The sequence below is a fragment of the Streptomyces subrutilus genome, from assembly GCF_001746425.1.
In the GTDB taxonomy this organism is placed as follows: Bacteria; Actinomycetota; Actinomycetes; order Streptomycetales; family Streptomycetaceae; genus Streptomyces; species Streptomyces subrutilus_A.
On sequence record NZ_MEHK01000001.1, the window covers coordinates 2,343,851 to 2,367,286 of the forward strand.

At 73.2% G+C, this 23,436-nt stretch carries 25 protein-coding genes; 10 read left to right on the forward strand and 15 right to left on the reverse strand.

Annotated elements, in window-relative coordinates; genetic code table 11:
• Positions 1–50 precede the first annotated feature (50 nt).
• The gene (locus tag BGK67_RS11575; protein WP_069920008.1) at positions 51–569 is read left to right on the forward strand and encodes a DUF4240 domain-containing protein; all 519 of its coding nucleotides are present in this window, start codon (positions 51–53) and stop codon (positions 567–569) included.
• 19 nt (positions 570–588) lie between these two features.
• On the opposite strand, the gene BGK67_RS11580 is transcribed toward BGK67_RS11575, so the two are convergent.
• Positions 589–1,359, reverse strand: coding sequence for an SDR family NAD(P)-dependent oxidoreductase (locus BGK67_RS11580; protein WP_069920009.1), 771 nt, complete (start codon positions 1,357–1,359; stop codon positions 589–591).
• Between the two features lie 87 nt (positions 1,360–1,446).
• On the opposite strand from BGK67_RS11580, the gene BGK67_RS11585 reads away from it, so the two are divergent.
• Positions 1,447–2,100 carry a TetR/AcrR family transcriptional regulator gene (locus BGK67_RS11585; RefSeq protein WP_069920010.1) on the forward strand — a complete coding sequence of 218 codons (654 nt, stop codon included), beginning with the start codon at positions 1,447–1,449 and terminating at the stop codon, positions 2,098–2,100.
• A 69-nt stretch (positions 2,101–2,169) separates the two neighbouring features.
• Here the strand turns inward: BGK67_RS11585 and BGK67_RS38830 are convergent, their stop codons facing one another.
• Entirely contained in the window at positions 2,170–2,826 is a 657-nt protein-coding gene (locus tag BGK67_RS38830) for a hypothetical protein (protein WP_167739567.1), read from the reverse strand.
• 168 nt (positions 2,827–2,994) lie between these two features.
• Entirely contained in the window at positions 2,995–4,404 is a 1,410-nt protein-coding gene (gene glnA / locus BGK67_RS11595) for a type I glutamate--ammonia ligase (RefSeq protein ID WP_069920012.1), read from the reverse strand.
• A gap of 185 nt (positions 4,405–4,589) precedes the next feature.
• Here glnA and BGK67_RS11600 point away from each other — a divergent pair, with 185 nt between their 5' ends.
• Positions 4,590–5,057, forward strand: coding sequence for an RDD family protein (locus BGK67_RS11600; RefSeq protein ID WP_079154130.1), 468 nt, complete (start codon positions 4,590–4,592; stop codon positions 5,055–5,057).
• 104 nt (positions 5,058–5,161) lie between these two features.
• On the opposite strand, the gene BGK67_RS11605 is transcribed toward BGK67_RS11600, so the two are convergent.
• The 5 genes from BGK67_RS11605 to BGK67_RS11625 form a co-directional block, all read right to left on the reverse strand.
• The gene (locus tag BGK67_RS11605) at positions 5,162–5,860 is read right to left on the reverse strand and encodes a DUF4191 domain-containing protein (RefSeq protein WP_069920014.1); all 699 of its coding nucleotides are present in this window, start codon (positions 5,858–5,860) and stop codon (positions 5,162–5,164) included.
• Positions 5,861–5,870: 10 nt separating this feature from the next.
• Positions 5,871–6,068 carry an SCO2195 family GlnR-regulated protein gene (locus BGK67_RS11610; RefSeq protein ID WP_069923792.1) on the reverse strand — a complete coding sequence of 66 codons (198 nt, stop codon included), beginning with the start codon at positions 6,066–6,068 and terminating at the stop codon, positions 5,871–5,873.
• 214 nt (positions 6,069–6,282) lie between these two features.
• Entirely contained in the window at positions 6,283–7,233 is a 951-nt protein-coding gene (lipA, locus tag BGK67_RS11615) for a lipoyl synthase (RefSeq protein ID WP_069920015.1), read from the reverse strand.
• Positions 7,234–7,342: 109 nt separating this feature from the next.
• Positions 7,343–8,140, reverse strand: coding sequence for a lipoyl(octanoyl) transferase LipB (gene lipB, locus BGK67_RS11620; protein WP_069920016.1), 798 nt, complete (start codon positions 8,138–8,140; stop codon positions 7,343–7,345).
• A gap of 43 nt (positions 8,141–8,183) precedes the next feature.
• Positions 8,184–8,480: a hypothetical protein gene (locus BGK67_RS11625; RefSeq protein WP_069920017.1), complete on the reverse strand. Its 297-nt coding sequence runs from the start codon at positions 8,478–8,480 to the stop codon at positions 8,184–8,186.
• A gap of 172 nt (positions 8,481–8,652) precedes the next feature.
• On the opposite strand from BGK67_RS11625, the gene BGK67_RS11630 reads away from it, so the two are divergent.
• On the forward strand, positions 8,653–10,089 hold the full coding sequence (locus tag BGK67_RS11630) for an NsdA family TPR-like regulatory protein (protein WP_069920018.1): 1,437 nt from the start codon (positions 8,653–8,655) through the stop codon (positions 10,087–10,089).
• A gap of 82 nt (positions 10,090–10,171) precedes the next feature.
• On the opposite strand, the gene BGK67_RS11635 is transcribed toward BGK67_RS11630, so the two are convergent.
• From BGK67_RS11635 to BGK67_RS11645, 3 genes are all read right to left on the reverse strand, one after another.
• Positions 10,172–11,443: an FAD-dependent oxidoreductase gene (locus tag BGK67_RS11635; RefSeq protein ID WP_069920019.1), complete on the reverse strand. Its 1,272-nt coding sequence runs from the start codon at positions 11,441–11,443 to the stop codon at positions 10,172–10,174.
• A gap of 182 nt (positions 11,444–11,625) precedes the next feature.
• On the reverse strand, positions 11,626–12,513 hold the full coding sequence (locus tag BGK67_RS11640; RefSeq protein WP_069920020.1) for a TIGR01777 family oxidoreductase: 888 nt from the start codon (positions 12,511–12,513) through the stop codon (positions 11,626–11,628).
• A gap of 565 nt (positions 12,514–13,078) precedes the next feature.
• Positions 13,079–13,846: a VIT1/CCC1 transporter family protein gene (locus tag BGK67_RS11645; protein ID WP_069920021.1), complete on the reverse strand. Its 768-nt coding sequence runs from the start codon at positions 13,844–13,846 to the stop codon at positions 13,079–13,081.
• An 89-nt stretch (positions 13,847–13,935) separates the two neighbouring features.
• Between BGK67_RS11645 and BGK67_RS11650 the strand changes: the two genes are divergently transcribed.
• Positions 13,936–15,021: a PP2C family protein-serine/threonine phosphatase gene (locus BGK67_RS11650; RefSeq protein ID WP_069920022.1), complete on the forward strand. Its 1,086-nt coding sequence runs from the start codon at positions 13,936–13,938 to the stop codon at positions 15,019–15,021.
• A 71-nt stretch (positions 15,022–15,092) separates the two neighbouring features.
• Here BGK67_RS11650 and BGK67_RS11655 read toward each other — a convergent pair whose 3' ends face one another.
• Positions 15,093–15,344, reverse strand: coding sequence for a hypothetical protein (locus BGK67_RS11655; RefSeq protein ID WP_069920023.1), 252 nt, complete (start codon positions 15,342–15,344; stop codon positions 15,093–15,095).
• A 129-nt stretch (positions 15,345–15,473) separates the two neighbouring features.
• Here BGK67_RS11655 and BGK67_RS11660 point away from each other — a divergent pair, with 129 nt between their 5' ends.
• Entirely contained in the window at positions 15,474–15,845 is a 372-nt protein-coding gene (locus BGK67_RS11660; RefSeq protein WP_069920024.1) for an ArsC/Spx/MgsR family protein, read from the forward strand.
• Here the strand turns inward: BGK67_RS11660 and BGK67_RS11665 are convergent.
• A complete protein-coding gene (locus BGK67_RS11665; RefSeq protein WP_208948683.1) occupies positions 15,842–16,726 on the reverse strand; it encodes an alpha/beta fold hydrolase in 885 nt (294 codons plus the stop codon). The two genes, BGK67_RS11660 and BGK67_RS11665, sit on opposite strands and share 4 nt — an antisense overlap.
• 64 nt (positions 16,727–16,790) lie before the next feature.
• Between BGK67_RS11665 and BGK67_RS11670 the strand changes: the two genes are divergently transcribed.
• Positions 16,791–17,252 carry a MarR family transcriptional regulator gene (locus tag BGK67_RS11670; protein ID WP_069920025.1) on the forward strand — a complete coding sequence of 154 codons (462 nt, stop codon included), beginning with the start codon at positions 16,791–16,793 and terminating at the stop codon, positions 17,250–17,252.
• Positions 17,249–18,715: a MocR-like pyridoxine biosynthesis transcription factor PdxR gene (locus BGK67_RS11675; protein ID WP_069920026.1), complete on the forward strand. Its 1,467-nt coding sequence runs from the start codon at positions 17,249–17,251 to the stop codon at positions 18,713–18,715. Before BGK67_RS11670 ends, BGK67_RS11675 begins: the two co-directional genes overlap by 4 nt.
• A 430-nt stretch (positions 18,716–19,145) precedes the next feature.
• Here BGK67_RS11675 and BGK67_RS11680 read toward each other — a convergent pair whose 3' ends face one another.
• Entirely contained in the window at positions 19,146–19,790 is a 645-nt protein-coding gene (locus BGK67_RS11680; protein WP_069923794.1) for a DinB family protein, read from the reverse strand.
• Between the two features lie 721 nt (positions 19,791–20,511).
• Here BGK67_RS11680 and BGK67_RS11685 point away from each other — a divergent pair.
• Positions 20,512–20,970, forward strand: a complete 459-nt coding sequence (locus tag BGK67_RS11685; protein WP_107488802.1) for a hypothetical protein — start codon at positions 20,512–20,514, stop codon at positions 20,968–20,970.
• A 72-nt stretch (positions 20,971–21,042) separates the two neighbouring features.
• Here BGK67_RS11685 and BGK67_RS11690 read toward each other — a convergent pair whose 3' ends face one another.
• On the reverse strand, positions 21,043–21,912 hold the full coding sequence (locus tag BGK67_RS11690; RefSeq protein WP_069923796.1) for a Gfo/Idh/MocA family protein: 870 nt from the start codon (positions 21,910–21,912) through the stop codon (positions 21,043–21,045).
• A gap of 334 nt (positions 21,913–22,246) precedes the next feature.
• Between BGK67_RS11690 and glnII the strand changes: the two genes are divergently transcribed.
• Positions 22,247–23,266 carry a glutamine synthetase gene (gene glnII, locus BGK67_RS11695; RefSeq protein WP_069920027.1) on the forward strand — a complete coding sequence of 340 codons (1,020 nt, stop codon included), beginning with the start codon at positions 22,247–22,249 and terminating at the stop codon, positions 23,264–23,266.
• Positions 23,267–23,436 lie beyond the last annotated feature (170 nt).

Sequence of the window (23,436 nt, forward strand, 5' to 3'; positions counted from 1 at the left end):
CCGTGCGCGCGGTGGCGGCGAGGGGGCTGACCCGTGATGCTGGAGCGGTGATGGACGAGACGGAGTTCTGGGAGATCGTCGACCGTACCCGCGAGGCCGCCGACGGCGACCCCGAGGAACACGCCGAGCTGCTCGTGGAGCGGCTGGCCCAGCTCGACCCCGACTCCGTCCTGGACTTCGCCCGGCACTTCGAGTCGCGGTACAACCGGGCGTACACCTGGGACCTGTGGGGCGCGGCCTGGGTGCTGCTCGACGGGGCGAGCGATGACGCGTTCGACTACTTCCGCTGCTGGCTGATCGGCCAGGGCCGGGAGGTCTTCGAGGGCGGGGTGCACGATCCCGACCAGCTCGCGGAGCTCCTGGGCGAGTTCGACGAGGAGATCGACGGCGATGGCGAGGAGCTGGGGTACGCGGCCGACGAGGCGTACGAGCAGCTGACCGGCTCGGTGGCACCGGACCTGGGCGTCCCGCTGCAACCGGCAGAGCCGGAGGGCACCCCGCTGGACTTCGAGAACGAAGCCGTGCTCGAGGAGCGCTTCCCCCGGCTCTGGGACCGCTTCCGGGGCTGACCCCCGGGGGCGCGTGCCGCTAGTAGTGCGTTCCGCCGTCGATACGGATCTCCGTGCCGGTGATGAACGCGCCGTCCTCGGAGCCCAGCATCGCGACAACGCCCGCCACGGTCTGCGGGCCGGCGAAGCCCTGGCCGATGGCCGGGGCGAGCTTGGCGAAGAGGGACCAGTCGGTGTCCTCGGGCAGGCCGGGGCCGTTGCCGGTGGTCATGCCGCTCTCTATGGAGCCGGGTGCGACGGCCACGAAGCGCAGGCCCTGCTTGCTGTACTCGGCGGCCAGGGCGTGGGTCATGGACTGGATGCCGCCCTTGCTGGCCGCGTACGCGGACATGTAGGGGTGGGCGAAGGACGCCGAGGTGGAGCTGAAGTTCACCACGACCGGCTGCTCGCCGGCGAGCAGCGCCGGGAGCGACTCGCGGATCATCAGGAAGGTGCCGGTCAGGTTGACCCCGATGACCTGGTTCCAGAGGTCGAGCGTGGTCTGGTGGGTGTGCGCGGAGCGCAGGATCCCGGCGGCGTTGACGAGTACGTCGATCCCGCCGAGCGCGTCGACCGCGGCGGCCACGCCCTCATTGACCGCGTTCTCGTCGGATATGTCCAGCAGGGCGGTGGTGAGGCGGTCCTGGTGGCCCTCGGCCGCGGCCCGGTCGGCGGTGGTCTCGAGGCCGGCCTCGCTGACGTCGACCGTGTGGACCCGGCCGCCTTCGGCGAGGATCCGGTGGACGGTGGCCTGGCCGATGCCGGAGCCGCCGCCGGTGATGAGGACGCGACGTCCTTCGTAACGGTTCATGGGGCGAGCGTACCGAAGCGGTGACACGTTTTGCCATAGTGTCAAAGCATGCATTCTCCGGGGCTGCCGAGAGGTACGCTTCACTGCGTGAGATCCCCACGTCCGTACGCTCCCCTGCCCGGCCCCGGAGCCCAGTCGCTGACCGAGCGCCGCAAGGCCGCCACCCAGCTCGACATCGCCCGAGCGGCCTGCGAGCTCTTCGCCGAGCACGGCCCCGACGGCACCACCGCCGAGGACATCGCCCATCGGGCGGGCGTGGCGCTGCGTACGTTCTACCGCTACTTCCGCAACAAGCAGGAGGCCGTGGCCCCCCTGCTCGCGGTCGGCGGCGACGCCTGGCGCGCCCTGCTCGCCGAAGAGGATCCCGGCACCCCGCTCGCCGAAGCCCTGGAACGCGCCGTCAGGCGGACGCTGAGCGAACCCCAGGCGGTCGAGGAGGGGCTGGAGGTGACCCGCGGCCTGCTGCGGGCGGCCGCCGACGACGAGGCCCTGCGGGCGGTCTGGTACCGGGTGAACCAGGACTCGGAGGAGCGCCTGGTACCGGTGGTCGCCCGGCTGGCCGGTCCGGATGCCGAGCTGCTGGACGTGCGCCTGCTCGCGGCGGCGGCGACGGACGCGATCCGGATCTCGCTGGAGCTGTGGTCGGCCACGGACGCCCCGGTCTCGGGCCCGGGCTCTCCCACCGAGCTGGCGGTCCGCTGTCTGCGCGACCTGACAGGCGCGATGCCCTTGTTCCGCTGATCTCAGCGGAACAAGGGCATCGCACTCGGTCTCGGGTCCGCGGCCCCGGATGTCGGAGCCGGCTCTCAGTCAGCGGCCGCCGTTGCCGCCGCCGCCCCAGCCACCGCCACCGTCGCCGCCGTTGCCGCCGCCGCCCCAGCCACCGTCGCCGCCGTTGCCGCCGCCGCCCCAGCCACCGTCGCCGCCGTTGCCGCCGCCGCCCCCGCCACCGCCGCCGCCGTTGCCGCCGCCGCCCCAGCCACCGTTGCCGCCGCCACCGCCGCCGTTGGCCCAGTCGCCGTGGCCGCCGCCGCCGCCGCCCCCGTCACCGTTGCCGCCGCGGCCGTCGCCCCAGTCACCGTGGCCGCCGCCACCGCCGCCCCAGTCACCGTTGCCACCGCGGCCGTCGCCCCAGTCACCGTGGCCACCGCGGCCGTTGCCCCAGTCCCAGTCGCCGTTGCCACCGCGGCCGGAGTCGTTCCAGTTCGAGTGCCAGTGGGCGTCGCGCCAGTTGTTGTCGCGCCAGTTGTCGTTGTACCCGCCGGCTCCGCCCCGCTCCCAGCACCAGCTGGGCCGGTCGCGCCAGTCACGGTCACAGCAGAAGTCCCACCGGGCGTCGGAACGGTTCGAGGGGTACCGGTGACAGTCGTAGCCGCCGTCCCCGCCTCCGCCACCACTGGTGACGACCGAGGCCGAGGCGCTGGCGACGGGCAGCACACCTATCGCGACTCCAGCGGCGCCTGCCATGGCTGCCGCAACGATCCTACGGCGCATTTCCATGCACCTCCGCACATGTCTCGCTTATCCAGCCTTTAGGACATTTCCACCCTCACTCGATTGCGACCCGCTGTCAAAGCAGAAGGCCCCCCGCCACACTCCGTGGAGTGCGGCGGGGGGCCTCCCATCAGGCATTTTCTAGAGATCGAAGTAAAGCTCGAACTCGTGGGGGTGCGGGCGCTGCGCGATCGGGGCGATCTCGTGCGTGCGCTTGTAGTCGATCCAGGTCTCGATCAGGTCGGGGGTGAAGACACCGCCGGCCAGGAGGTACTCGTGGTCGGCCTCCAGGGCCTTGAGGACGTCCTCGAGGCTGGTCGGGACCTGCGGGACGCTCGCGTGCTCGTCGGGCGAGAGCTCGTAGAGGTCCTTGTCGATCGGCTCCATCGGCTCGATCTTGTTCTTGATGCCGTCGAGGCCCGCGAGGAGCAGCGCCGAGAAGGCGAGGTACGGGTTCGAGGACGGGTCCGGCGCGCGGAACTCGACGCGCTTGGCCTTCGGGTTCGAGCCCGTGATCGGGATGCGCATGGCGGCGGAGCGGTTGCGCTGCGAGTACACCATGTTGACCGGCGCCTCGAAGCCCGGCACCAGGCGGTGGTACGAGTTCACCGTCGGGTTGGTGAAGGCGAGCAGCGACGGGGCGTGCTTGAGGATGCCGCCGATGTAGTAGCGCGCGGTGTCCGACAGGCCCGCGTAGCCGGCCTCGTCGTAGAACAGCGGGTCGCCGTTCGCCCACAGCGACTGGTGCACGTGCATGCCCGAGCCGTTGTCACCGAAGATCGGCTTCGGCATGAAGGTCGCGGTCTTGCCGTTGCGCCACGCGACGTTCTTCACGATGTACTTGAAGAGCATCAGGTCGTCGGCCGCGGCCAGCAGCGTGTTGAACTTGTAGTTGATCTCGGCCTGGCCGCCGGTGCCGACCTCGTGGTGCTGGCGCTCGACCTGGAGGCCCTGGGCGTCCAGCTCGAGGGAGATCTCGGCGCGCAGGTCGGCGAAGTGGTCGACCGGGGCGACCGGGAAGTAGCCGCCCTTGTAGCGGACCTTGTAGCCGCGGTTGTTCTCCTCGGAACCGGTGTTCCAGGCGCCGGCCTCGGAGTCGATGTGGTAGAAGCCCTCGTTCGCGGAAGTCGCGAAGCGCACGCTGTCGAACACGTAGAACTCGGCCTCGGGGCCGAAGAACGCGGTGTCGGCGATGCCGGTGGAGGCGAGGTACGCCTCGGCCTTCTTCGCGATGTTGCGCGGGTCGCGGCTGTAGGCCTCGCCCGTGATCGGGTCGTGGATGAAGAAGTTGATGTTGAGCGTCTTGTCCTTGCGGAACGGGTCCAGGCGCGCGGTCGTGATGTCGGCGCGCAGCGCCATGTCGGACTCGTGGATCGCCTGGAAACCGCGGATGGAGGAGCCGTCGAAGGCGAGCTCCTCCGCCGGGTCGAACGCCCGCGCCGGGATGGTGAAGTGCTGCATCACACCAGGCAGGTCACAGAAGCGGACGTCGACGAACTTGACGTCGTTCTCCTCGATGTACTGCTTCACTTCGTCGGCGTTGCTGAACATCCAACTCCTCCTACTCCCGGCCCCGGGGGAGGGACGGGTTGTATAGCTCGTGGTGCGTCAGTGCGGTGCCGCACGCTGACCCGACCATAAGCAGACGGGATTTCTCAAGCATGACCCATTTGTTTCGCACAAGTTAACCAGGGTCCCGCCCGAGGGCCGCGAGGCCGCACCGGTACCGTGGTCGGGTGGACAACAGGCAAGCAATCGGATCGTGGCTCTCCGGCCCCCGCGCGGCCGCGGAGGAGATGGGCGTCGACTTCGGCTACCCGGGCCAGCGGCTCGGCCTGCCGCAGCAGGGGCCCGGCTCGGTGGCGCGGTTCGGCCGCCGGCTGGGGGCCGTCCTGATCGACTGGGTCGGCTGCCAGGTGATCGCGTACGGACTGATCACCGGCGGCGACCTGGCCGCGGCGGGCAACTGGACGCTCGGGCTCTTCGTGGCCCTGAGCATCGTGACCGTCGGCACCATCGGCTCCACCCCCGGTAAGCGGATCCTGGGACTCCGGGTGATCGCGGAGGGCGGCGGCCGCCTCGGCATCGCCCGTGTGCTGCTGCGCACGCTGCTGCTGGCCCTGGTCATCCCCGCGCTGATCTGGGACCGGGACGGCCGCGGCCTGCACGACCGGCTGGCGCGCGCCGTCCAGGTCCGCATCTAGCGCGGCAGGAGCGGCGGAGCGGGAACGACACAGGGGCGCCCCCCGGAGCCGGCCGTCGGCTCGGGGGGCGCCCCTGTGTCGTATACGAAAATCAGCTCAGCGGGTCAGCGCATCTTCCCGCCGCGCGGCATCCGCATGCCCTTGGGCATGGGACCCTTCGGCAGCGGCATGTTGGACATCAGGTCGCCCATGGCGCGCAGCTTGTCGTTGACCGCGGTGATCTGCGGGCCGGACAGTACGCGCGGCAGCTTGAGCAGGGTGGTGCGCACCTTCTTGAGCGGCACCTCGCCCTCGCCCGTGCCCACGATGAAGTCGTGCACCGGCACGTCCGGCATGATCCGGGCCAGCTTCTTCTTCTCGTTCGCGAGCAGCGGCTTCACGCGGTTCGGGTTGCCCTCCGCGATCAGCACGACGCCGGCCTTGCCGACGGCCCGATGGACGATGTCCTGCTGCCGGTTCATCGCGACGGCGGGGGTGGTCGTCCAGCCCCGGCCCACGTTGTCCAGCACGGCCGCGGCCGCTCCCGGCTGTCCCTCCATCTGCCCGAAGGCAGCTCGCTCGGCCCGTCGTCCGAAGACGATCGCCATCGCGAGGAACGCCACCAGGAAGCCCAGGATGCCCAGGTAGACCGGATGGTCGATCAGGAAGCCGATCGCAAGAAAGACACCGAAGGTGACGATTCCCACGCCCGCGACGATCAGACCGACCTTCGGGTCGGCCTTGCGCGTCATCTTGTACGTCAGGGCGATCTGCTTCAGTCGCCCGGGGTTCGCAGCAGTCTCTGCGTTTGACTTCCTCGCCATAGAGCGAAGTTTACGTGGCCTGCGGGGTCCGGGTCGCCGCGGCCTCAAGTACGTGTTCGGTTTCGACCCGGTCCTTGGCCCTGCGGCGGTCCTCCAGGACCGCCGTCCAGGCGTTGCGCCGGGCGCCGCTCATGAGCAGCGACTCGATGCCGCGGAAGGCGTCGGAGAGAGTCGGGATGGCAATGGCGCGTACGGGCGCGGCCTGCATGATGTCGATCCCTTTCACGGTGCTCACGTATGCGTGGGTGCCTGCGGTGTGTGCGGTGCGTGGAACCATCGTCACTGATTGGTGTTACCAGCGCATGACCAGCCGGTCAAACGTTTTCGAAAACATCGACGCGGCCCGCCAGAACTCTTCCTGTGAAAGAGCCTAGGGGCCGCGCCGATGCGGGGTTACCGCTTGGTAGCGTTTGTGCGGGAGTTCACACGGTCGCCGCGCGCTTCTCCATCGCCTGGGTGTACAGACGTCCCGCCCGGTACGAGGAGCGGACCAGCGGGCCGGACATCACACCGGAGAAGCCGATCTCCTCGGCCTCCTTCGCCAGCTCCACGAACTCGGCCGGCTTCACCCAGCGCTCCACGGGGTGGTGGCGCGGCGAGGGCCGCAGGTACTGGGTGATGGTGATGAGCTCGCAGCCGGCCTCGTGCAGGTCCTTCAGGGCCTGCGAGACCTCCTCGCGCTCCTCGCCCATGCCGAGGATCAGGTTCGACTTGGTGACCAGGCCGTAGGCGCGGGCCTTCGTGATCACCTCGAGGGAGCGCTCGTAGCGGAAGCCGGGGCGGATCCGCTTGAAGATCCGCGGCACCGTCTCGACGTTGTGCGCGAAGACCTCGGGGCGGGAGGCGAAGACCTCCTCCAGCAGCTCCGGGACCGCGTTGAAGTCGGGGGCCAGCAGCTCGACCTTGGTGTGCCCGCTCTCGCGGCCGGCCGTCTGCTCGTGGATCTGGCGCACGGTCTCCGCGTACAGCCAGGCGCCGCCGTCCGCCAGGTCGTCGCGGGCGACGCCGGTGATGGTGGCGTAGTTCAGGTCCATGGTGACGACGGACTCGCCGACGCGGCGGGGCTCGTCCCGGTCCAGCGCCTCGGGCTTGCCCGTGTCGATCTGGCAGAAGTCACAGCGCCGGGTGCACTGGTCGCCACCGATGAGGAAGGTGGCCTCGCGGTCCTCCCAGCATTCGTAGATGTTCGGACAACCGGCTTCCTGGCACACCGTGTGCAGTCCTTCGCCCTTCACCAGGGCCTGCATCTTGGTGTACTCGGGGCCCATCTTCGCCCGGGTCTTGATCCACTCGGGCTTGCGCTCGATGGGGGTCTGGCTGTTGCGGACCTCCAGGCGCAGCATCTTGCGTCCGTCGGGTGCGACTGCGGACACGACCGGCTCCCTGTGACTTCGATTGTTCGGGCGCCCACCAGGGTACGCCCGTAATTTCGTACGCTCTTACGTCGGCCAACCTGCGAGGGGCCGGACCCATTCCCAGGGGCTAGCCGGCGGCCGGCTCTATCTCCCGGGGCTTGGGCTCCGCCTGCTCCAGAACCTCCTTGAGGTGCCGCTCGACGACCGGCAGCACCTCGGCGATGGTGATCTCGCGGCCCAGTTCGTACGAGAGCGAGGTCACACCGGCGTCGCGGATCCCGCAGGGCACGATCCGGTCGAACCAGGTGTTGTCGGGGTTCACGTTGATCGCGAAGCCGTGCATCGTGACGCCCTTGGCGACGCGGATGCCGATGGCGGCGAGCTTGCGGTCCTCGCGGCGCTGGCCCGCGTTGGACGGGGCGTACTCGGGCCCGTTCAGGCGCGGGTCGAACTCCTCGTCGTGCAGCCGCGGGTCGAGGTCGAGGGAGAGCCCGCCGATCACGGGGCGGTCCTCCACGGGGTCGCCGAGCACCCAGACCCCGCTGCGGCCCTCGACCCTGGTGGTCTCCAGGCCGAACTCGGCGGCGGTGCGGATCAGCGCCTCCTCCAGGCGGCGGACATGGGCGACCACGTCCACCGGGCGGGGCAGCTTCATGATCGGGTAGCCGACCAGCTGGCCCGGGCCGTGCCAGGTGATCTTCCCGCCGCGGTCCACGTCGACGACGGGCGTACCGTCCAGCGGGCGCTCACTGGGATCGGTGCGCCGGCCGGCGGTGTACACCGGCAGGTGCTCCAGCAGCAGGCAGGTGTCCTCGATCTCGTCCGCGAAGCGGGCGGCGTGCACCCGGCGCTGCTCTTCCCAGGCCCGGGTGTACTCGACGGCTTCCGGCCCGAAGCCCAGATGGACAAACCCAAGCTCAGCCACCGCAGCGCCTCCTCGTTGAACCTGCTGTGTGCACGTATCGCACTCAGCAAGGGTACGGCGGCCCCTCCGAGAGCCCCGGCGGGGGCCACGGCAGCTGCTTCGGCCGGCGCCGGCCCTTCGGCGGCCGATCCGGGTCCTCGTCGGCCCGCGGCAGCCGCCGGTGCCCCTCCGAGTGGTCGTTGACCCAGCCGCACACCCCGCACGCGTACCGGCCGTCCAGCCCGGCGATGTAGGTCCCGCAGCGGCGGCACTCCGCCTCGGTGAGCTCGGGCGGGGGAAGCGGAGCTGTGGATTCTGGGCGCTCCTCGGGAAGGTGCGTCCGATGGGGCCGGCGGGTCATGGGCGCAGCGTACGCGGGCGGAGGGGATCGGTCCGTAAAGCGCCCTACCGATTCTGCACACGATCGGATGAATGTGGGGCAGAGAGGGCGGTGTGGACGAGGTTCGCCGCTACATTCACGCCGTTCACAGGGCCGGGACTCCGGTCCGTCACGTCAGGAGACCGTGGAGCCGATGACGGAACGACCTGCCCAGCGCGTCCCCAACAGGCAGCTGGCGGCACTGATCGCGGAAGCCGGGTTCTCCAACGCCGGGCTCGCCCGCCGCGTCGACCAGCTGGGCCTGGAACACGGTCTCGATCTGCGGTACGACAAGACCTCCGTGACCCGCTGGCTGCGCGGGCAGCAGCCGCGCGGAACCACCCCCGCGCTGATCGCCGAGGTCTTCACCCGGCGCCTCGGACGGCGGCTCTCCGCGCAGGACCTCGGCCTGGACGCCTGCGCCCCCGTCTACGCCGGCCTGGAGTTCGCGGCCACCCCGGAAGAGGCCGTGGACATCGCCAGCGGCCTGTGGCGCAAGGACTCCGGATCCCACGCCGAGCTCCGCAAGATCGCCTTCACCCCGGCCGGGCTGGTCGTCCCCAGCCGGGACTGGCTGATCGGGCGGGCCGACGAGCGGGTGGCGCGGGGCGCGGACCCGGCGGCCCGGGTCCCGGTGCAGGGCCGGGCCACGGTCCCCCGGCAGCGGCAGCTCGACCGGGGGCCCGGGCAGCGGGTGACCGGCGGGGACATCGCCGCCCTGCGCTCGGTGAGCGAGCTGTTCCGCGCCCTGGACCACGCCTACGGCGGCGGGCACGCCCGGCAGGCCCTGGTGCGGTACCTGGAGCACGAGGCCGAGCCGATGCTCCGGGGGACCTACGGGGAGACCACCGGGCGGCGGCTGTTCTCGGCCGCGGCCGATCTGACCCGGCTCGCGGGCTGGACCTCGTACGACATCGCCGCGCACGGGCTGGCCCAGCGGTACTTCGTGCAGGCGCTGCGGCTCGCCCAGGCCGCCGGGGACCGGCCGTACGGCTCGTACGTGCTGGTGACCATGAGCCGGCAGGCGGTCTATCTGGGCCACGGCCGGGAGGCGGTGCAGCTGGCCCGCGTCGCCCAGCAGGGGGTGGGCTCCGGTCCCCCGCCGGTGGTGCAGGCGCTGCTGCACTCGGCGGAGGCGCGCGGGCACGCGGTGCTCGGCGAGGTGCGGGCGTCGACGGCCTCGCTGGTGCGGGCCGAGCGGGCGCTGGGCGCCGCCCGGCCGGGGGACGACGTACCCCACTGGGCGCGGCACTTCGACGAGGCGCAGCTGGCGGACGAGTTCGGGCACTGCCACCGGGACCTCCAGCAGTACCGGGCCTCGGCGCAGCACGCGGAGCGCTCGCTCCAGCTGCGGGCGCCCGCGTACGCGCGGTCCCGGCTGTTCTGCCGGGTGGTGCTGGCCACGGCCCGGCTGGGGCTGGGCGAGCTGGACCAGGCGTGCGCGCTGGGGGCGGAGGCGGCGCAGCAGGCGATGGAGATGCGGTCGGTGCGGGCGGTGGAGTACGTACGGGACTTCGAGCGGAGGCTGGAGCCGTACCGGGACGCGTCCGCCGTGCGGACGTACCGGGACCGGGTCGCGGCCCTGTCGTGACCGCGGGCCGGCGGGGCCGTGGCGGCCCCGCCGGCGTCACCGGGTGGTTCTCGGGCCGGGGGGTTCTCGGGCCTGGTGGTTCTCAGGCCGCCACCGGAAGGGCGGGTTCCCGGGTGGCCGGGACGGGGATGCCGAAGTCGCGCAGGACAGCGTGGGTGGCGCGGCGGGCCGAGCGCAGGGCGCCCTGGACGGTATTGGTGTCGCGGTGGTCCCCGCACACGTACAGCCCGGCCAGCACGCGCACCGGGCGCCGTACGTCGTAGGGCGGGGGCATGGCGGGGACGGCCTCCCGGGTGTGGTGGACGGCGAGCGGTTCCCAGTCGCGGGTGGCGGTGTCGTAGAGCCGGGCGAGGCGCGAGGCGACCGTACGGGCCGGGGGCGGCGGGCCCAGCACCGTGGTGGTGACCAGGCTCCGGCCGGCCGGGGCCCGCGTCGGGTCGACCGCGCTCATCACGGCGGTGTGCGAGACGGGCCACTTGGGGTCGCCGTCCAGGAGCAGCGAGCCGTCCCAGGGCAGGGGTGCGGCGGTGGCGTGGTGCAGGACGGTCACCTCGTGGAAGTCGGGCACGCGCAGGCCGGGCAGGAGGGCGGCGGCGGCGCGGGCCCCGGTGGCCAGGAGGACGGAGCGGCAGCCGAAGTCGCCGTGCTCCTCGGTGGTGACCAGGTTGGTCGCAACCGAACGGACCCGGACCCCGGTGCGGATGGTGCCCGGCGGCAGCCCGGCGGCGAGCCGCTCGGGCAGGGCCGCGGCCCCGCCCTCGGGTACGGCGAGGCGGCCGCGGGCGAAGGTGCGCAGGGCCAGGTCGGCGACCCGGCTGGAGGTGCCGAGGCCCGGGTCGCAGAGCAGGGTCGACAGCAGCGGCCGGAGCACACCGGTGGCGGTGCGCGGCGGCAGGCCGCGGGAGCGCAGGGCGGCGAGGGCGGTGCGCTCGGGCCGGGCGAGCAGGCGCTCCTCCGGCAGGGCGGCGAGCCGGCCGAGGGCGGCGCTGAGCCGGGCCTGGTCGAGGGAGCCGCTGGCCAGGGCGCGGGCCGGGGTGAGCGCTCCGGCCCGGAGCTGCCTGCCGTCGCTGTGGACCAGGACCCCGGGCGCGAAGCGGCGCAGGGGCAGGCCCGCCAGGCCCGGGGTGCGGTCGAGCTCCGGGTGGGCGGTGTTGAGCAATTGGCCGATCCGGTCCAGCCGGAACCCGTCGGCCGACACGGTGGCCATCCGGCCGCCGGGATCCCCCGCGGCCTCCAGCACGATGACCGTGACCCCCGCTGCGATCAGGTGGTGCGCTGCCGCGAGTCCTGAGACTCCGGCTCCTACGATGACGACGTCCGCGTGGTGTGCGGAATGGTGTGAGCTGCTGAGCACGTGCCCCTCCCCGAGGTCGGCGCGGCTGTGTCACGACCTCCTTCCCCCAACCGGCTCCAGCGGAACCCGAGTTGGCCGGGGTATTGCCGGATTGTGGTCAACTCCGGTCGCACAGTGGTCGCATCCGGCTCACGAACGGTCGCACACCGGTCGCGCGGGCGCCGGGGACGTTCCCACGGCCCCTACAGGGCGGCCCGGATCGCGTCCTCGATGCCGGGGTGGCGGAAGACGAAGCCGGACTCCAGCAGCCGGGCGGGCCGGGCCCGCTGGCTGCCGAGCACGTCCTCGGAGAGCTCCCCGAGCACGACGCGCAGGGCCAGGGCCGGTACGGGCAGCAGTGCGGGCCGGTGCAGCACCCGGGCCATGGCCGCGGTGACCTGGCGGTTGGTCAGCGGCTCGGGAGCGGTGAGGTTGACCGGGCCCTCGATGCCGGGGGTGTCGATGATGTGGCGCAGGGCCGCGATCTCGTCGTGGAGGGAGATGAACGGCCAGTACTGCCGCCCATTGCCGAGCCGGCCGCCGATGCCGGCCCGGAAGACCGGGAACAGCTTTCCCCAGGCCCCGCCTTCGCGGGCGACGACCAGTCCGGTACGGGCGAAGGCGGTACGGATCCCGGCCGCGCGGGCCGGCTGCGCGGCCGCCTCCCACTCCACGCAGACGGAGGGCAGGAAGCCGTGCCCGGCGGGGGCGTCCTCGTCGACGGGCCGGTCGCCGGTGTTCCCGTAGTAGCCGACCGCCGAACCGCTGACGAACACGGCGGGCGGCTCCTCGAGCGCGGCCATGGCCTTCGCGAGGGCGGTGGTGCCGAGGACACGGCTGTCGCGGATCTCCTTCTTGTACGCGGCGGTCCAGCGGTGGTCCCCCACCCCGGCCCCGGCCAGGTGCACGACGGCCGCGCATCCGGCCAGGCCGGCGGGGTCGACGTAACCGCGGGCGGGATCCCACCGCGCCTCGTCGCCTGCGGCGGGCGGGCGGCGGACGAAGCGCACCACCTCGTGCGAGTCGGCCCGAAGGGACCGTACGAGGGCGCTGCCGATGAGGCCGGTCGAGCCGGTGACCGCGATACGCATGCCCCCATCCTGCCGTGCCGCGCCGCGGGCCGCCCGCACCGGAGCCCGGCTCCGCCGGGACCTGGCCGCTGCCGCACCACGCCGCCGCCCACGGCTCCGCCGGAGCCGGGCGTTGCCGTGTCGCGGCCCCCGCACCGGAGCCCGGCTCCGCCGGGACCTGGGGCTCCGCCCCAGACCCCGCGCCTCAAGCGCCGGCGGGGCTGAGATGTGCCCGGCTTCGGCTCGGTGGGCCCGGCTCGGGCTGGAAGGTACCCGGCTCAGGCTGGATGTGCCCGGCGCGGGCCGGCTTTGCCCTCAGGGCAATCCATCCGCACCCTGCGGATGGCGCCGGCCACATCCAGCCCCGCCGGCGTTTGAGGCGCGGGGCACGGGGCGGAGCCCCGGGCCTTTCAGCCCCGCCGGCGATTGAGGCGCGGGCACGGGGCGGAGCCCCGGGGTCTTCGGCCCCGCCGGCGAGCAAGGCGCGGGTACGGGGCCGGGGCCGAGCCCCCCCGACCCTTCAGCCCCGCCGGGTGGGCGCAGCCCGGGAGGTCCGGTCGCAGGGGTGGGGCGGAGCGGAAGTCGGTTACAGCGTGCCGAGCCAGGTGCCCACCGCGTAGGTGACGGCCATGGCCAGGGCGCCCCCGGCGACGTTGCGCAGGACCGCGCGGAGCACGGGCGCGCCGCCCAGCCGTGCGCCGAGCACCCCGCACAGGGTCAGCGCCGCCAGCACGGCCGCCGCCGTCACCGGCACCCGGACGGACGGGCCGGTCAGTACGATCGCCAGGAGCGGCAGCAGCGCGCCCACCGTGAAGGCCACGAGACTGGCGAAGGCCGCGTGCCACGGATTGGCCAGCTCGTCGGGGTCGATGCCGAGCTCCACCCGGGCATGCGCCCGCAGCGCGTCCCGTTCCGTCAGCTGCTCCGCGGCCTCGCGGGCCACCTCCCGGCTCAGCCCGCGCGCCGCGAGCAGGTCGGCGAGCTCCTCGAGCTCCGCCTCCGGCTCCTCGGCCAGTTCGCGGCGCTCCATGTCCAGCGCGGCCCGTTCGGAGTCCCGCTGCGAGCTGACCGACACGTACTCCCCCGCCGCCATCGACAGCGAACCCGCCAGCAGTCCGGCGACCCCCGCCGCCAGGATCGCCGAACGCGAGGTGGTGGCCCCGGCCACGCCGACCACCAGGCCCGCGGTCGAGATGATCCCGTCGTTGGCGCCAAGCACCCCCGCCCGCAGCCAGTTCAGCCGCGTGCTGATGTCCGCGCTTGGCGAGCCGTCACCGCCGCCGCCCCCGCCCGCGCCGTGCGCCTCGATGTGCGCCCGCGTCAGGGCCTTGCCGGAGGCATCGTCTTCCGTCACGCCACCACTGTCCTGGCACGGGCCGCGCCGGGCCACCCGGCAGGCCGGTCCGGGGTGCGCGCGCCTGGCCCGCGTACCAGGGTGGAGGGGTGAGACGCGGACGCGAGGACCGGGGCGGACTGCGCGGGGCACCGCCGCCGCGCTGGGCCCGGCTCGCGCCCGCGGTGGCCCTCGTGGTGCTGGTCCTGGCCCAGGTGCTCACCCCGGGGGACGTGGAACTCGGCTACTTCCTGGCGGGCCTGCCCCCGGTGGCCGCCTTCGCGTACGGGGCGGCCGGGACCGCGGTCTTCGCCGCCCTCGTCCTCGTCCTGCTCGGCATGCGCAGCCTCGGCGTCGCCAACCCCCAGGGCGCGGACCTGGCCACGGTGGCCGCCATCGGGCTGCTGAGCGTGGTGATCGCCTGGGTGCGCCGGCGCCGGGACGCGCAGCTGGTCAGCGTGCGGTCGGTGGCGGAGGCGGCGCAGCTGGCGGTCCTCCCGCCGGTGCCGGAACGGGTCGGTCCGGTGCGCTGCTCGGGCCTCTACCGGGCGGCGCAGCGCGGCACCCTGGTCGGCGGCGACCTCTACGACGTCCGGGCCGGGCCGTACGGGGTCCGGGCGCTGGTGGCGGACGTACAGGGCCACGGCCTGGCGGCGGTCGGCACGGTGGCGGCGCTGCTCGGTGCATTCCGGGAGGCGGTGCTCGACGACGCGGAACTGACGGCGGTCGCGGCCCGGCTGGACCGGCGGCTGACGTGTGACGCCGCGGCCGCGCCGGACGGGCATCCCGAGCTGTTCGCGACGGCCCTGCTGCTGGAGTTCCCGCCCGGGCTGGACCTCGTACGGATCGTCTCCTGCGGGCATCCGCCCGCCCTGCGGCTGCGCGGCCCGTCGGTCGAGGAAGTGACCGTGGAGCCGGGCCCGCCGCTGGGCCTGGGGCTCGCGGGGCCGGACCCGCCGCCGGTCACGGGGCTGGCGGTGCGTCCCGGAGACCGCTTCCTGCTGCACACCGACGGGGTGACCGAGGCACGGGACGCGGCGGGGCACTTCTATCCCCTGGCCACACGGCTGCCCGTGGTGACACGGGATCCGGCGGGCCTGGTGGGGGCGGTCTGGCGGGACCTGCTGGCCTTCACGGACGGCGGACCGCGCGACGACGTGGCCCTGCTGCTGCTGTCACCCGACGGCCCGGCATGATCACCACGCCGGCCCGACGGGGACCCCTCCCCCGCCGGGCCGGCGCCCGCGCGCCGTCCGCTACGGCCGGCTCACGCCGCCTGGATGAAGGCGCGCACCAGCTTGCAGGTGACGTTGGACGGCCGGTGGATGCCCGTCCGCACCGCCATCGTCCGGATCTTCCGGTTGGTCGCGCGCCGGGCGTCATACGTCCCCGAGTCGAGCAGGGATATCGCCAGGCGCATCGCCTTGAGACGGCGGTTGTGGCTCTCGTACCACTCGCGGGGCAGGCCCGCCGGCAGTGGCTTCCTCTTGACGGGCGCAATGGTGGTGGCAGTGGCCATCTACAGCCTCCCAAACGGTAGTTGGCTTCCTGTCGTTCTCCCTCGATTTTACCGGCCGGCACTGACAAAAGCCCTGGCCGGACCGGCATCGGACGGGGCCCCGGACGGCCCGTGGATAGGCTGGGCGGCATGGAGATCTGGATCAATCCCGCGTGCTCGAAGTGCCGCAGCGCACTGACCCTGCTGGACGCCGAGGGCGCCGACTACACCGTCCGCCGCTACCTGGAGGACGTGCCCTCCGAGGACGAGATCCGCGAGGTGCTCGGCCGCCTCGGACTGGAGCCCTGGGACATCACCCGCACCTCCGACCCGCTGGCCAAGGAGACGGGCGTACGCGACCTGCCGCGCGAGGCCACCGACGCGGCGCGGGGCCGCTGGATCGCGCACCTGGCCGCGCACCCGAAGCTGATCCAGCGTCCGATCATCACCGCCGAGGACGGCACGGCGGTGGTCGCCCGCTCGGAGGAGGCCGTCCGCGAAGCCCTGGCCCGCAAGGGCTAGCTCGTCATCAGCCGGGCGATCTCCCCGGCCGCCGTCAGCGGCAGCGCGTGGTGCGAAACCCCGGGCAGTACGTCGACCCGCGCGCCCGGGAGCACCCGCCGCGCGGCCCCGGCCACCCGGTCGGCGTCGTGGCAGCGGGCGCGCCCGGCGAACAGGACCCGCACGTCGACGCCCGTCCCAGACGTCCCGCCGACCGGCGCTTCCCCCAATCCGGCCAGGTCGGGGCGCGGCCCGGTGACCGGACGGACGGCCGGGAAGCGGGCGGTCTCGCCCTGGAGCCGCAGCCAGGCCGGGTCGAGCGCGGCTCCGCCGCTCTCCCAGGCCAGGAAGGAGCCGATCCGCTCCGGGGTGGGCCGCACCAGCATGGGCAGCGCGCGCAGCACGTAGCCGGGGCGGAGACCGGCGAAGACCTGGGTCGGGTCGAGCAGCACGAGACGGCCGAGCCGGGCGGGCCGCGCGGCCGCGTAGTGGGCGGCGATCCAGGCCCCGTACGAGTGGCCGCCGAGGGTGACGGGGCCCTGCGGGCCGAGCCCGTCGATCACCGCGTCGAGCCATCCGACGAGGTCCCCGGTGGTCCGTACGACCCGCCCGGGCTCCGGGACGCTGAGCCCGGGCTCCCCCACCAGGTCCACGGCGTGCACCCGGTGGGTGCCGGCGAGCCCGGCCCCGGCGCAGGCTCCCCAGACCGTGGAGGTGGCGCCCGCGCCGGGCAGCAGCACCAGCGGCGGAGCCCCGGCCGGGCCGCAGCTGTGGACGCGGGTGAGGCCGTACGGGGTGGGCAGGTCGGCGCTCCGGACCGGTACGGGCCACTGGGCCAGGACCTCCTCGTAGGCGGTACGGAACCGGTCGGAGGCGGCGGGCAGGCGAGGGGTCCGGGACACGGCTGGCTCCAATACCTCGTTGGGCGATAATCTCGCTTGGCGAGAGATATTAGACGGAGGCGATGTGAGCGACAACGGAGAAGCCGAGAATCTGCGGCTGGTGCACCTGCTGCGGGCGGTGACCGTCGAATTCGGCCTGCGCCAGGCGGAGTTCGCCGCCCGCAACGGCATGCACCCCACCGATGTGCGGGCCCTGATCTGCCTGCTGGACGCGGACCGCGCCGGCGAGGCCGCCACCGCGGGCCTGCTCGGCACCCGCCTCGGCCTCAACTCGGCGGGCACCACCGCCGTGATCGACCGGCTGGAGCGGCTCGGCCATGTGGCGCGGGTCCGCGACGACCGCGACCGGCGCCGGATCCTGCTGCGCGTGGAGCCGGAGGCGATGCGGCTGGGCCGGGAGTTCTTCGGCCCGCTGATCGACGGGGTGCTGCGGGTACTGGACTCCTTCGACCCCGCCGAACGGGACACCGTCCGCCGCTTCCTGACGGCGGCCCACACCGTCTTCGCGCCGCAGGCCGACGCGTGACGGCCGCCGACGACGGCGGTACGGGCGCCGACCTGCACCTCGACCTCCCCACCGAAGGCGCCCGGCGGACGGCCCTCGCCCAGGCCCTGCGCAGCGCCGTCCGCAGCGGGAGGCTGGCCGGCGGGACCCGGCTGCCGCCGTACCGGACACTGGCCGCCGACCTCGGACTGGCCCGCAACGCCGTCGCCGACGCCTACGCCGAACTCGTCGCCGAGGGCTGGTTCACCGCCCGCCAGGGCTCCGGGACCCGAGTGGCGGAGGGGGTGGCGGAGCGGGGCGGGGGGCGGAGTGCCGCCGACACGGAGCGGGGCGCCGGGGAAGGAAGCGGCGCCGGGGAAGGAAGCAGCGCCGGACGCGGCGTGGGCGCGGGACCGCCGGCCGCGGGTCCCCGTTACGACCTGCTCCAGGGCAAGCCCGACCCGGCCTCCTTCCCCCGGGGCCCGTGGGCCGCCAGCGCCCGGCGGGCGCTCTCCGAGGCGCCCACCGAGGCCTTCGGCCCCGGCGATCCGCGCGGCCGGCCCGAACTGCGGCGGGCCCTGGCCGCCTACTTGTCCCGGGCACGGGGCGTGCGGACCGGCCCGGAGAACATCGTGGTCTGCTCCGGCTTCGCCAACGGTCTGCGCCTCCTCGCCTCCGTCCGGCCCCGGGACTGGGCCGTCGAGGCGTACGGGCTCCCCTTCCACCACGGCATCCTGGACGCCGCGGGGGTGCGCCCGCACCCCGTGGCGGTCGACGGGGACGGCGCGCGGACGAACGAGGAACTGCCCTCACGGGTGCGCACGTTGCTGCTCACCCCGGCGCACCAGTTCCCCACCGGGGGCCGCCTGCTGCCCGCGCGCCGCGCCGCCGCCGTGGACTGGGCCCGCGCGACGGGCGGTGTGATCGTGGAGGACGACTACGACGGGGAGTTCCGCTACGACCGCAAACCCGTCGGCGCCCTCCAGGGCCTGGCCCCGGAGCACGTGGTCTACGCGGGCTCGCTGAGCAAGAGCCTCTCCCCGGCGCTCCGCCTCGGCTGGCTGGTCCTGCCGGACCGGCTGGTGGACGAGGTACTGGCGGCGAAGGGGCAGCGGGAGTCCTGGGCGAGCGCGCTGGACCAGCTGGCGCTGGCCGACTTCATCGAGTGCGGCGCGTACGACCGGCACGTCCGCCGGATGCGGAAGCACTATCGGGAGCGCCGGGACCAGCTGGTGTCGGTACTGGCCGCACGGGCGCCCGACATCCGGCTGACGGGCATCTCGGCCGGCCTCCACGCGGTACTGGAACTTGCCCCGGGCACCGAGGCTTCGACCCTGTCGGCGGCCCGAACGGCGGGCCTCGCCCTGGACGGCCTCTCGTCCTACCAGCACCGGGCGGACCCGACCCCGCCCCGCGAGGGCCTGGTGATCGGCTACGCGGCACCCCCGAACGCGGCGTTCGCCAGGGCGGTGGAGGTGCTGGTGGGGGTGGTGGGGGGGGGGTAGTCCTGGGGGAGGGATCGGAGGGTGGGTCGGGGGCTTCGGGAACGGCGGGATCCTGATTCCGGTGGGGGCCGATCAGGGAGGGTTTGGGGGTTTCCCGCCAGTCCCACTGTCCTTCCGGGGCGGGCCGCCCTGTCAAGAGCGCTCCTTCGTCGCGTCGCTGCGCGATGGCCTGCGGCCACCCTTGACAGACCGTCCCGCCCCGGAAAGACAAGGACTGACGGGAACCCCCCAAAAGAACGGTCCACTGGGGACGGAGTCCATTAACGGACATCAGGGACCAGGGCCCTTGGCACGCCGGGGGCAGACACGATCCGCACGCGGGGCGAACAGGAAGGCCATCCGGGCCGGGGGCCGCCCAACCCGCACCGAACAGCGCCCAGAAGCCCCTCCCCATCCCCTACGCGTCAGATCGCTACGCGCTCCTCATCTCTCAGCGTCCGACGGCCGTCTGGGGCTGGGAAGAGGCTTCACGGTGGAGGTCGCGGAGGAGCGCGATTTCCGCACCGTGGTGCAGTAGTTCCTGGTTGACCCACCAGGCGATGTCGATGAAGGGTTCCTCCGAGTCGCTGCCGTGCGGGTAGGTGCAGTACCCCACGGTGTCCAGTGCGGCATCGTCGACGCTCAGCAGCGCTTCCCGCCACGCGCCGGCGGCGGTGTCGAAGGCCGCGACCGCTTCCTCGACGTCCCCGCTGACGCGGTAGTCGTCCCGGGTACGCGAGCGGCTGCCGGCCGTGTGGTCGGCGCGAAGGGTGAGCATTTCGCTCAGGTGGCTCAGGCGCCACGCGATGGTGGTGAACGGCGGGGGCCAGGGATGCGGGTACGACGCCGCGTCGCGACCCCAGTCACCCGTGCCGGCCAGCAGCGTGGCACGTGGTCCGGGCCCGTCGGTTCGCCGCCGCACCGACCAACAACCCCCCACCGGCTCCCAGAGGAACTCCTCGCGGGTCATGGGCCCGACCTTGGTGTCCGCCCCGTCTCCACTGTCCATGACAGGCCCTGACATGCGGTTGGTGAGGCGCTCGCGCGCAAAGTCGAACTGCTGCACCAACGGGACCAGACGAGGCGGAATCACGATCACTCCTGTATCGAACTGCAGGACGGCGGGCCGGCGCGCCAGCCTCTCAGAGCAGGAGAGCCACCGCGTCTCATTTTCCGCACCTGTTCCCAGCCCCAGACGGCCGTCGGACGCCGAGACATGAGAAGCGCGTAGCGATCTGGCGCGTAGGGGGGCCGGATGCTCTTCTCGCCGCTGTTTGGTGCGGGTTGGGCAGCCCCCGACCCGGGAGCGCCTCCTGCGGGCCCGGGCCGGGGCGTGCCCGCCCCCCCGGGCGGCTAGGGGCCCGGTCGCTGATGCCCATGGGTCGGTATCTGGACCCAGTGGACCGTTCTTTTGGGGGGTTCCCGTCAGTCCTTGTCTTTCCGGGTCGGGACGGCCTGTCAAGGGTGGCCGCAGGCCATCGCGCAGCGACGCGACCGAAGGGAGCGCCCTTGACAGGGCGGCCCGACCCGGAAAGACAGTGGGACTGGCGGGAACCCCCCCAACCCTCCCTGATCAGCCCCCGCCGGACTCAAGCCCCCGAAGCCCCGCCCACCCCATTCACTCCACCCCATTCACTCCACCCCACTCGCCCCGCCCTCACCCCCCGTAGGCTGGCCGCAGTACCAAATCGGCGGATACCGCACCAAAGGACCACGGAGTGAACCAGCAGCAGCCCGACATGCCCACCCCCAGCCAAGCCCAACCCTCCAGCCCCACCCCCCCCCCGCTCCCCCCCCCCCCCCGAGGAGCCGACTGGATGTTCGGCGGGGTGTACGGGACGGTGCTGGCCAGTGGGCTGTTGGCCGCGCTGGACCAGAAGGGTGGCGAGTACACCCCGTTCTACGACGCCAGCTGGGTGGTCGTCACCGCCGTCACGGCCGGGCTCGCCCACGGCTACTCGCACCACATGTCCACCCATCAGCGGGGCTCCGTAGGGCACCGGTGGCGGCTGCTGGTCACGGCCCTGTGGCACGAGTGGCCGATGATCGCGGCCACCCTGCCCACCGTGCTGCTCCTCGTCCTCGCCGGGCTGACGGGCTGGGACTCGTACGGCGTGACCGCCACGGGCCTCGGTCTGAACACCGCCCTGCTGTTCGCCTGGGGCGCCTGCGTGGCGATCCGCGTCGGCTACCGGCTGCGCTCCGCGCTGCTGATGGGTCTGGCCGACGCCACGATCGGGCTGGCCATCATCGTGGCCAACGCCCTGATCAAGTGACGGTGGCCGGCTCCCCGCCCCGGGGGCGGGGAGCCGGCCGGGACGACCGGCTGCGCGCCCCGCCCGCGGCCGTCACTCCGTCGGGAGCTGTCCCTCGGCCTCCGCCAGGATCTCCGTCACACGGGCGGCGAACTCCGCCCCGCGCGGGTCCGCCACCCCGGTCCGGGCCGCGGTGAGCAGTGCGTCCAGGGCGCGCCCGTAAGCGCCGGGTACGTCGCTCCAGCCGGGCAGGGTGTGGACGCCCTCGGTACCGCGCAGTTCCAGGCCCACCCCGGCGGCCTCCTTCGGCGCGCCCAGGCTGAGGACCGCGGTGCTGGCAGCGCCGGAGGTGTGCCGCAGGGCCAGCTGGACCACGTCGGAGGGGCCCCGGGTGGCGCTGACCGAGGTGACGTCGCCGAGGATCGGGACCAGGACGGAGAGCGCGTGCGGGCCGACGTCCCACAGCCCGCCCTTGGCCTTGCGCCAGGGCGAGGCGGCGTACGCGCTGGGCGTGCCGTCGGGCGGGAAGACGGCGCCGAGCCAGTGGGCGGCCGCGGTGAACCAGCCGGCGCGGGCGGCCTGTTCCGTGACCCAGCCTGCGGTGGGCTCGGCGAAGCGCAGGGTGAAGAAGACGACGGACGCGACCTGGTGGCGCGCGGCGGCGTCGGCGACGGCCCGGGCGTCCTCGGCCGTCGTGGCGACGGGCTTGTCGAGCAGCAGGTGGCAGCCGGCGGCGGCGGCGCGCACGGCGAGCGGGGCCTGTACGTCCGGCGGCAGGGCGAAGGCGACGGCGTCACAGTCGGCGAACAGCTCGTCGGGGTCTTCGTACACCTTCACGCCGTACGCCTGTGCCAGCTCGGCCGCGGCCTCGGGCCGGCGGCCCCATACGCCGGCGAAGTCGGAGCCGGCGTGCGCGGCGAGCGCGGGGGCGTGCGTGCGGTGTGCCCAGGGCCCGGTCCCCAGGAGTCCGACACGGGGCCGGGGGCCTGCGGCGGCGCCCGCTGCCGCGCTCTCGGCAGGGGCTTCGGCGGGGTTCTCGGCGGGGTCTCCGGCTGAGGTCACATCAGACAAAATGCTCACCTGCCCAGTCTGCCCCACCCGGACAGGTGTTCCTCCACCAACCCGCGCCCCATCCGCACAGCCGACCCGACCTGCGCCGTAAACGTCGGTAACACGGGGTTCACACGCGGGCAACGGAAGGGAAATCGCGGGCGGGCACGCTGCGGTCATCACCGCAGCGACGAAGCCGCGAGATGAGCAGCGACCAGCAGCACCGCAGAGTCTGAGGATGGGGCCCGTGAGCTACAAGGCTGAATACATCTGGATCGACGGCACCGAGCCGACGGCGAAGCTTCGCTCCAAGACGAAGATCCTGGCGGACGGCGACGCGCTGCCGATCTGGGGCTTCGACGGATCGAGCACGAACCAGGCCGAGGGCCACGCCTCCGACCGCGTCCTGCAGCCGGTCTTCTCCTGTCCGGACCCGATCCGCGGCGGTGACAACGTCCTCGTGCTGTGCGAGGTCCTGAACATCGACATGACCCCGCACGCGTCGAACACCCGCGCGCTGCTGCGTCCGGTCGCCGAGAAGTTCGCCGGGCAGGAGCCGATCTTCGGCATCGAGCAGGAGTACACCTTCTTCGACGGCGCCCGTCCGCTCGGCTTCCCGGTGAACGGCTTCCCGGCCGCGCAGGGCGGCTACTACTGCGGTGTCGGCTCGGATGAGATCTTCGGCCGCGAGATCGTCGAGAAGCACCTGGACCACTGCCTGGCGGCGGGCCTGAGCATCTCCGGCATCAACGCCGAGGTCATGCCCGGCCAGTGGGAGTTCCAGGTCGGTCCGGTGGGCCCGCTGGAGGTCTCCGACCAGCTGTGGATCGCCCGTTGGCTGCTCTACCGCACCGCCGAGGACTTCAACGTCTCGGCGACGCTGAACCCGAAGCCGGTGAAGGGCGACTGGAACGGCGCGGGCGCGCACACCAACTTCTCCACGAAGGCGATGCGCGAGGACTACCGCGCGATCATCTCGGCGTGCGAGGCGCTGGGCGACGGCAGCAAGCCGCTGGACCACGTGAAGAACTACGGCGCCGGCATCGACGAGCGCCTGACGGGTCTGCACGAGACCGCCCCGTGGAACGAGTTCAGCTACGGCGTCTCGGACCGCGGCGCCTCGGTGCGCATCCCGTGGCAGGTGGAGAAGGACGGCAAGGGCTACATCGAGGACCGCCGCCCGAACGCCAACGTGGACCCGTACGTGGTGACCCGTCTCATCACGGACACCTGCTGCGCGGGCCTGGAGAAGGACGGCCTGGTCTAGGACCGCGCCGCGGTTCTCCCCGCCGCAGCTCCCGCTCACGCCACCGACGCCCGTCTGGCCGCCTCCGGCCCGGCGGGCGTCGTCGTGCACCCCCCGGGGCGTTGTGTCCCGTATTGGGATGAGCCGCTCGAGGGAATATGGGATTCCGCTCCACGACGTGAGACGGGGCC